9 protein-coding genes are annotated in these 9,179 nt (G+C 59.7%); 2 read left to right on the top strand and 7 right to left on the bottom strand.

Annotated elements, in window-relative coordinates; translation table 11 throughout:
- From EPO09_RS09125 to nifH, 7 genes are all read right to left on the bottom strand, one after another.
- Positions 1 to 595, bottom strand: a 595-nt coding sequence (locus tag EPO09_RS09125; RefSeq protein WP_290642357.1) for a nitrogenase component 1, incomplete at its 3' end; no start/stop codon positions are given.
- 159 nt (positions 596 to 754) lie between these two features.
- Positions 755 to 1,498 (bottom strand): YkgJ family cysteine cluster protein, encoded by a 744-nt coding sequence (locus EPO09_RS09120; protein ID WP_290642355.1) that lies wholly within the window; start codon positions 1,496 to 1,498, stop codon positions 755 to 757.
- A 29-nt stretch (positions 1,499 to 1,527) separates the two neighbouring features.
- On the bottom strand, positions 1,528 to 2,037 hold the full coding sequence (locus EPO09_RS09115) for a hypothetical protein (protein ID WP_290642353.1): 510 nt from the start codon (positions 2,035 to 2,037) through the stop codon (positions 1,528 to 1,530).
- Between the two features lie 3 nt (positions 2,038 to 2,040).
- The gene (locus EPO09_RS09110; RefSeq protein ID WP_290642351.1) at positions 2,041 to 2,361 is read right to left on the bottom strand and encodes a hypothetical protein; all 321 of its coding nucleotides are present in this window, start codon (positions 2,359 to 2,361) and stop codon (positions 2,041 to 2,043) included.
- A gap of 183 nt (positions 2,362 to 2,544) precedes the next feature.
- Positions 2,545 to 4,101 (bottom strand): nitrogenase molybdenum-iron protein subunit beta, encoded by a 1,557-nt coding sequence (nifK, locus tag EPO09_RS09105; RefSeq protein ID WP_290642349.1) that lies wholly within the window; start codon positions 4,099 to 4,101, stop codon positions 2,545 to 2,547.
- 17 nt (positions 4,102 to 4,118) lie between these two features.
- Positions 4,119 to 5,573 (bottom strand): nitrogenase molybdenum-iron protein alpha chain, encoded by a 1,455-nt coding sequence (gene nifD / locus EPO09_RS09100; protein ID WP_290642348.1) that lies wholly within the window; start codon positions 5,571 to 5,573, stop codon positions 4,119 to 4,121.
- 179 nt (positions 5,574 to 5,752) lie between these two features.
- Positions 5,753 to 6,634, bottom strand: a complete 882-nt coding sequence (gene nifH, locus EPO09_RS09095) for a nitrogenase iron protein (protein WP_290642346.1) — start codon at positions 6,632 to 6,634, stop codon at positions 5,753 to 5,755.
- A 463-nt stretch (positions 6,635 to 7,097) separates the two neighbouring features.
- On the opposite strand from nifH, the gene EPO09_RS09090 reads away from it, so the two are divergent.
- Both EPO09_RS09090 and EPO09_RS09085 read left to right on the top strand, forming a co-directional pair.
- Positions 7,098 to 7,706, top strand: coding sequence for a hypothetical protein (locus tag EPO09_RS09090; protein WP_290642344.1), 609 nt, complete (start codon positions 7,098 to 7,100; stop codon positions 7,704 to 7,706).
- 54 nt (positions 7,707 to 7,760) lie between these two features.
- On the top strand, positions 7,761 to 9,179 hold a 1,419-nt coding region (locus EPO09_RS09085), incomplete at its 3' end, for an AAA family ATPase (protein WP_290642342.1).

Here is a 9,179-nt window from a genome sequence, read left to right as displayed (position 1 = left end):
TGTTGATGTCGTGGGGGGTGGTGTAAGCGGGCTCCTGGGTCCCGATCACGTAGTCCAGGACCGACTCGCCGCCGAGCTTGTTGCCCAGGTTCTTGGGGCCTGCAAAACCCGGCGAGTTGACCGGAATGACGGGCTTGCCGAATTTCTCGGAGGCCCTCTTGCACACCGCCTCGATGTCATCCCCGATGAGGGCCGTGACACAGGTCTGGTACACGAAGACGGCCGGTGGATCGTACTTCTCGATGATCTCCCTGACCGATTTGAACAGGCGCTTCTCACCGCCATAGATCACGTCGAGCTCGTTGATGTCGGTCGTGAAACCGGTTCGGTACAGGGTCGATCCAGATGAGTAGCTGTGGCGGTTGTCCCAGCTGTTGCCTTCGCAGGCAATCGGCCCGTGGACCAGGTGAGCCACATCCACGATGGGCTGCAGCGCGATCTTCGCGCCATCAAACGCACAGCCCCCTGCAGCAGCACCGGGCGACAGTTGCTTGGTGCAGCCCTTCTTGCGTTCCTTCTCACTCTTGCCCTGGTTCTTGTCGCAACCAGGCTCGTCAAACACTTCGGCGATCTTCTGTTTGAGCGATGCGGACATGGTCTGCTCCTTGAGGGGGTGACAGCTTCATTGCACAAAAGGTGCCAACTGTGTTTGCCTGGGATGGGCAGCCTGAACAGCGGCAGATGCGCGACAAATTCGACAGCAGACGTCAGGCTTGTCAGGAAAGCGCCAAAGGCAGACGTGGTCAGCAGCGGATCAGCTCAAGACACGCTTGAGCTCATCGAACGTGGCGGCCATTTCCGCCTCGTCCACCTCGTTGACCTGAGCCAGATGCAACACGTCCTCGCCGGCCAGCCATCGGGCCTCCAGGGTGTCGTCATCCAGGGCCATCAACAAGGCCTGATTGAGCTCATAGTTGGCCCATGGCAGGCCACCATCCCGCATGGCCGATTGCAGTGCGTTCTGAACCAGGCTGCGCACCCGCATATGCGGCTCGGAATACGGAATCTGATCGATCTTGCCGGATGCGGCTTGCGCACAGGCTTTTCGGTCGTAGGAGGCCAGGCCGCGACAAGCGAGCGGCCTGACCTGGTAGATAACACAGGTGCCTTGCGCGATGAAGGGACAACGCTGACGCAGGGCCACACGCTCGTGCTCACCATGTCCGCATGTGGCGCCATTGGCCTTTGCGACCTGATCACGCAGGTTGATGCCATGTTGCGCCAGACCTGGTGCCACCGCCTGGATGAAACGGGCCAGCATGAAGACCTCAGGCGCGGTCGCCGTCACGCGCAGGGTGCAGCAAGTGGCGCAGCCCTTGTGGCAGTCCAGCTCGGGCAGGCCCTGGCATTGCGTTGTCACATTGGTGTCGAAACAGCGCCAGGCCAGTTGCAGCACGGCGTCCAGCAGCATCGTGCGCCCCTTGAAGCGCACGATGAGCTGCTCGTAATGCGCGTGCATCTGCCGGAAGAAGTCGATGGAGGACAAAGCACTGTCCATCACAGCCTCACTGTGCCTCTCAACCTGAGTCAATCAGCGGCCAGCACATCCAGTGCCAGCAGTTGCTCTCGCAAGGCATGCAAGGCTCGCCAGTTGCCGTGCTCTGCGAAGAAGGGGTCCTGGCTCTCGATCGCCAGAACAGCATCGGGCTCGGACCAGTAGACGCGGTAGTCCCGCAGGACGCCGCCCTCTCGTGCCGGCAACTTGCGCCGCTTGAGCGCGGCTTCGCAAGCGGCCTCCAAGGACACGGCTGCAGGCTGATAGCAGCCACGTTCCAGCAGATGATCCGCGCGGTACAAGGGCGTATCAAGCCCATATTCCTGCGCCAGACGACTGATGCCTGGAAACGCCTCGCTGGCATCTGGTGCATCAGGCACGGCCCCCACCAACTCGAACAACTCACGTGCGCTGGTGCGATCGAAGATTTCCCACTCCTGGAAAGCATCTTCTGCAGCAATCTTGCCCAACAGATCAGCCCCCTCGAAGGCAAACCAGGCATGGGGATGGCCGTCATGCGGCACTTCGACCACGAAGATCATGGGCTACTCCACACCTTCGGCCGTGGCCTTGGCCCACACGGCCTTGCGAAAGCGCTCTTCGATGGAGACGGGATCCACCGAGAACGCACGCTTGGACACATCCAGCGCCCCTTGTGCAATCGCGGCCTCGTCATGCCGCAATGGAATCCGACCAGCCATGTGCGTGGCACCCGGCACGGCCCGTGAAATGGCCTGGCGATTGGGGTGCTCGATCAAGGGAACCAGGGTATCCGTTTCGCGGTTCCCGGCCAGGCACAACCAGCCATCGATCACCTCGACCTTGCGGCCATCCTGCGTGGACTTGACATACACAGCTTGCGACATGGACACACCTCGCTCAGAGAATTCACATCAACAAAACACAAACGGCATCCAACCCCACTGTGAAGTGGCGATGGATGCCGTCGCGAGCGGGCAGAGGTGGCAGTCGAAGCGCGCAGCCATACACCAGTATGGCGAGCACTGCAGGCTGTCAGATCTGCCCGCACAGCAGGCAGACACGCCAATTCACCGGATGATGTCGTAGGAATAGTCGGTCTTGCCCGGGATGATCGTGTTGGCATCCAGCGTCTCGAAGTATTCATCGAGGAAGTTCACGAGCACGCGGTGACCACCTTCATAGCCCCATGTCGGCAGGCGATGGTAGTGATGACGATCGAAGATCGGGAACACCAGGCGGATCAGCGGGGTGCCGACGTCGCGTTCCAGGTACTTGCCGTAGGTATTGCCGATCAGGAAGTCCACGGGCTCCGTGTGCAGCAGCGAGCGCATGTGCCACAGATCGCGCTTTGGATAGGCCTTGCAGTTCTTGCCATAGGGCGATGCATTGAAGAGCGCCTGCACCTTGCTGGCCCACTTGTCATCGCCATTCGTGGCCAGCACGTGTGCAGGCTCCGCACCCAACTCCAGCAGGAACTGGGTCAGGCCCAGCAACTGATCAGGGTCACCGTACAAGGCATAGCGCTTGCCGTGCAAGTGAGCCTGGCTATCAGCCATGGCATCAACCAGCGTACCGCGCTCACGTTCCAACTCGGCTGGCACAGGCTTGCCGGTCAGACGCGACAGCTCCATCAGGAACTTGTCTGTGCCAGCCACACCGATCGGGCTGTTGAGGACCACCACCTCCTGGCCCTTTTCCCGGATGTACTTGGTCGTGCGTTCACAGCTGAACTCCTGGAAGACGATGGTGGCCTTGGCGTTCAAGGCACGCTCCACCTCTTCCTTGGTCGTGCCACCGTCGTACATGCGGAACTCGCCATCGGTCGGCGTGTTCCAGACCGTCGAAGGATCGCAGATGATCGTGTAGTCGATGCCAAACAAGCCAAAGATGCGCTTGATCTCCTTCATGTTGCCGACAACGAAACCGTCGAAGCCACCAATGAAGTTGATCGACTCGTTGGGCGTGCGCGTCAGGGCTGGCGTTGTGCCCGACTTGCCGTCCCAGAAGTGCTGCAGGATGCCCAGCAAAGCGTTGTCATAGCCTGTCACGTGGCTGCCGACGAAGGCTGGCGTGTGAGCAAACGGCACATCGAACTCGGCAGGGATGGAGCCCTTTTCCTTCGATGTCTTGATGAAGGCGTTCAGGTCATCACCGATCACCTCGGCCATGCACGTCGTCGAAACGGCGATCATGTCTGGCTTGTAGAGGTTGTAGGTGTTGGCCAGGCCGTCGATCATGTTGTTGAGGCCACCGAACACGGCCGCATCTTCCGTCATTGACGACGACACGCACGATGTCGGCTCCTTGAAGTGACGCGAGAAGTGCGAGCGGTAGTAGGCCACGCAACCTTGGGATCCGTGCACGAAGGACATGGTCTTGGCAAAACCATTGGCCACGAAGACAGCGCCCAGTGGCTGGCAGGCCTTGGCCGGGTTCACGACCAGCGAATCACGCTTGAAGTTCTTCTCTTTGTAGTCTTCGGTTTTGGTCCATTCGACGATCTGTTTGATCTTCTCGTCGGGGTGGTTGAACTCGAAGGCCTTCTTGGTCGCGAACAGTTCCTGATACTCCGGCTCGCGGAACAGCAGTTCGTGATCAAGGATCTTGTCTACATTTTGAGGCATGGTGCTCTCCTAAAAAATCAGTTCTTCCAGGGGGCCTTGGTCAGGCCCCAGATCGGGCTGCTGATGGCCATGTCCATGTCACGGGCGAAGATGGCAAAGCCGTCATAGCCGTGATAAGGGCCGGAGTAATCCCAGCTGTGCATCTGGCGGAAAGGCACGCCCATCTTCTGGAAGACGTACTTCTCCTTGATGCCCGAGCCGATCAGGTCTGGCTTGATCGTTTCGACGAACTTCTCGAACTCATAGCCGGTCACGTCGTCATAGATCAGCGTGGAATCCTTGATGTAGTGGGTCGTGCGCTGGTAGTCGTCGTTGTGGCCGAACTCGTAGCCCGTACCGACCACTTCCATGCCCAGATCCTCGTAAGCACCGATCACGTGGCGGGGACGCAAGCCCCCCACATACAGCATGACCTTCTTGCCTTCCAGGCGGGGCTTGTACTTGGCGATCACGGCGTCCATCAGAGGCTGGTACTTGGCGATCACCTTCTCGGCGTTCGCCTTGATGGTGTCATCGAAGTGCGAGGCAATTTCGCGCAACGACTTGACGATCATGGTCGGGCCGAAGAAGTTGTACTCCACCCATGGAATGCCGTACTTCTCTTCCATGTGGCGGCTGATGTAGTTCATCGAGCGGTAGCAGTGCAGCACATTGAGTTTGGCCTTGGGCGTGTTTTCTAGCTCGGCGATGGTGCCGTCACCCGACCATTGCGCGATCACGCGCAGGCCCATCTCTTCCAGCAGAATGCGGCTGGACCAGGCATCGCCACCGATGTTGTAGTCACCGATGATGGCCACGTCATACGGTGTCGCTTCGAATTCGCGCTCTTTCTTGGTGGTGCCATCGAACACCCAGTCACGGATCGCATCATTGGCGATGTGGTGACCCAGCGATTGCGACACGCCGCGGAAACCTTCGCAACGCACCGGCACGATGGTGTGGTTGCCGTGTTCCTTGGACTTCTTCTTCGACACAGCCTCGATGTCATCACCGATCAGACCGATCGGGCACTCCGACTGCACCGAGATGCCTTTGTTCAGGGGGAACAGTTCCTGGATTTCGTCGACGATCTTTTCCAGCTTCTTGTCACCGCCAAAGACGATGTCTTTTTCCTGGAAGTCGGACGTGAACTGCATGGTCACGAAGGTGTCGACACCTGTGACGCCAATGTAGTAGTTACGACGTGCCGCCCATGAATACTGGCCGCAGCCAACGGGGCCGTGCGAGATGTGGATCATGTCCTTGATCGGGCCCCACACCACGCCCTTGGAACCAGCGTAGGCACAACCGCGGATCGTCATCACGCCAGGCAGCGACTTGATGTTGGACTTCACGCCGCAATCGGGCTTGCCTTCTTCGTAGGTGCCAAGGTGCTTGGCACGGCGCTTGGCCATCTTTTCAGGATAGGCCTTGAGGACTTCATCGATCAAGGCCTTGTTCGTGGCCTTGCGTTCTTCAACGGTCATGCTCATTTTGGATCTCCAACCTCTTCAAGGCGAGGTGCTCGGTTTGTCAAGCGGCCGTCAGCGGGCCTTGCAGGCCGCGCCAGCCAAGGCTGGCCGCTCGCGAGGCGCGACCGGTCCACCGGACCGATCGCTTGCCCGCTCGCCCCCCTTGAATGGGAACGCCGCAGGCGCTTCGGGGGTGGGCCTTATGCCGCCAATTCAGCAGCGGTCTTGCCGACTTGCGTCTCGTCAATCGACTTCATGATCCCGTGCTCCATCAGCAGGTCTTCCAGTTCGTCCATCGTGATGGGCGTGGGGATGGCACCATTGCCTGCATTGGCGTGGACCTTCGTGGCCAGCGTGCGGTATTCACCAGCCTGCTTGGAATCCGGTGCGTATTCCAGAACAGTCATGCGACGCAGTTCGGCGTGCTGCACGATGTTGTCGCGGGGCACGAAGTGGATCAGCCTGGAGCCCAGCTTCTTGGCCAGCGATTCAGCCAGTTCCAGTTCCTTGTCGGTCTGACGCTCGTTGCAGACCAGGCCGCCCAGGCGCACACCGCCGCTGTTGGCGTACTTCAGAATACCCTTGGAGATGTTGTTGGCCGCGTACATGGCCATCATCTCGCCCGACATCACGATGTAGATTTCCTGCGCCTTGTTTTCACGGATGGGCATGGCGAAGCCACCGCACACCACGTCACCCAGCACGTCGTAGGACACATAGTCCACGCCTTCGTAGGCGCCGTTTTCTTCCAGGAAATTGATCGAAGTGATCACACCGCGACCGGCGCAGCCAACCCCTGGCTCTGGGCCACCGGATTCCACGCAACGGATGTCGCGATAGCCCACCTTCATGACATCGTCGAGCTCGAGGTCTTCGACGGAGCCAGCTTCAGCAGCCAGCGACAGGATGGTGTCCTGTGCCTTCGCATGCAGGATCAGACGGGTCGAGTCGGCCTTGGGGTCGCAGCCGACGATCAGGATCTTCTGACCCATTTCGGCCAATGCGGCCAGTGTGTTTTGCGAGGTGGTGGACTTGCCGATACCACCTTTGCCATAGAAAGCGATCTGTCTCAAAGAAGCCATTGCAGTTCTCCAATAGAGGATGAGGTTGAATGCAGGTTGCGAAGCCGCGACCCTGATGTGCCTTTGGTGCGATGTGTGTCTTCTTCTTGTCGCTACGCTCTGGCCAGACATGGTCTGCGCACAGCCTCTATCGCAACTGCTGTGCCACCCGCCATCGAATGACGCAAGTGATTGATTACGCTAGGGAAATTGTGTTTTTGCCCGATTTGGCGGGGGCATTTCGGCATTGTTTGAAAGCCGACAAAACCTCACATCACGTCGCGAAAGGCACAAGCCCGAGAACGACGCTCGAACAACGGCGATCACGCCCTGGAGGGCGTCCGTGAAGAGGTATCTACCTAGAGAAATAGCGCATCACACATGACGCGCGTCAAACCTGCTTGCAGTGTGAACCTGACTGGTATGCCGATTGCATTGAAGGGATTTGGCATACCTGTTTACCTACAACGTGAAGGACCACATCATGACCGCGATGATCGAGCAGAGCCCCCTTGAACAAACGGTGTTGGGCCGACTGGACAAGGGCCGTTACCTGCAGAACCCTGTGTTCAAAGGCCCCACCCACAAGCCTGGCCGTGTTGGTTTCCGCGGTGAACTCGCTCTGAAGTTCAGCGAGCAGATGGCCGACGAAGCCCGTCCACCCGAACTCACCTGCGACCAGGTACTCACCGTGGCCAATGTCGGCGACAAGACACTGCCGTTCTTTGCCGGCTATCTGCTGTCTTTCGAGAACCTCAAGGACGTGGCTGAAGTACTGGGCGATGCCCTGACCGCGGGCGGCAAGTACTTCCTGTTTTGCAACAACATCGACCTGAGCAAGAAGTACCAGGTGCCTTACAAGGGCGCCATGTTCTATGTGCTTCCCATTGACGAGGCCACGCTCTACAACGAACTGCTGGAGCTGCTTTACATCGAGCGCAATGACCTCAAGAAGTTCGACACGGCTGCCAAGCTCGACAAGATTGCCGAAGTCGCATTCAAGTTCGACATCACCTTCGACACGATCACCTACGCGGAAGGCCTGGAGCTGATGGGCCCTGTGCGCAATCCCAACGAGAACCGTCCGGTTTGATCGTTCGTCGAGAATCGTTCCAAGCCTGGTTCGGGCGCTTTCACTTGTCCTGTCATGAAGCTGCAACTGGATCGCCCGGACGTTCTGGCACTGACGGAACGATTCCCGGAACTGGATGGCCTGCAATCACAATTGCGATTCGGCCATCGCATTGAACTGAGATCGCACACACTGCCGGTCGAGGCCCTGGAGTTCCTTGCTCGTCTGTACGAGGATGCGGGGGCCGCGCTTGCAGGCCGTGCAGCGCAATTGCGGGCGCTGATCGCGGCCCAGCAGCATGAGTTGCCGCGCTTCAAGCAAGGCGACTCATTGGAGGGCCTGCTGCCTGCGCTGGTTCGCTATCTGGCAGACGGCACGGAAAGGGGCTGGCTGTTTGCCGCCAACATGGACGGCAAGCCGCTGGCCTGGGTGCCCACCCGCATCGACTACGTCCAGGGCTCTTCGGAAGAGCTTGGCAAGATCATGGTTGAGCTCAAGGCCAATGCCAAGGCCCATCTGATCTCACAGACGATTCGCATCACCGAAGGTGACCTGCCGGGCCACACCATCGCAGAGATCCTCACGGCCAAGGGCCTGCTCAGGGAAAGCCCGGCGCTGTTGGCGGCCTACGATGCCTCGGCCAGCCGCTACTTTGAATGGCGGGGGCGTTATGGCCACCAGTTTGCCGGGCAAGGCATGGGCTTCATCGCCGAAGACCCCACGGCCACGCACCGCGACATGGACTGGAGCCGCAAAGACCAGGTGGTGTTGAGCGCGAGCGGCGCTCAGGCCCGCATCGTCAATGACGAGGGCATTCTGCCGCCGCGCGCCGTGGGGCTGGAATCGCCTGGCGACATCCTGGCGCCCTATCTGCGCCGTGCGGCCAAGAGCAGTGACTTCGACTTTGAAGAGGAGGTCAAGGCCCTGGATGCCGCACTGCCCAAGCAGCTTTTCAAGGCGCTGCCCGTCCACGCCTATCTCTTTGTCTTCCATCTCGAACTGCACCAGCATCTGTGGGTGCATGCCGACGACATCCGGCCCTATGTCTACCAACCCGGTCTCAAGCACAAGCTGGTGCTGCCCCACGAGCAGACGGAGCTGATCGACATCCTGACCGCCGAGATGGACGTGCTGCAGGAAGATGTGATTGCCGGCAAGAGTGGCGGCACCACGGTGTTGTGCGCCGGGCCACCCGGCGTGGGCAAGACGCTCACGGCCGAGGTCTATGCCGAGGTCACCGGCCGGCCCTTGTACCGCGTGCACTCGGGGCAACTGGGCCTGAGTGTCAGCGCGATGGAAACGGCCTTGAAGGAAGCGCTCAAACGGGCACAGCGCTGGGGTGCGGTCATGTTGATCGACGAGGCCGACGTGTACATCCGCAAGCGCAGCGACGACATCACGGCCAATGCCGTGGTGGGCGTGTTCCTGCGCGTGCTGGAGTACTTCGATGGCCTGCTCTTCCTGACGACCAACCGCATTGACGACATCGACGAG

The organism is Aquabacterium sp. (genome assembly GCF_004297345.1).
GTDB lineage: Bacteria > Pseudomonadota > Gammaproteobacteria > Burkholderiales > Burkholderiaceae_C > Aquabacterium.
Note: the sequence above shows the minus strand (reverse complement) of the source record. Positions and strands in the feature narration are given on the sequence as shown.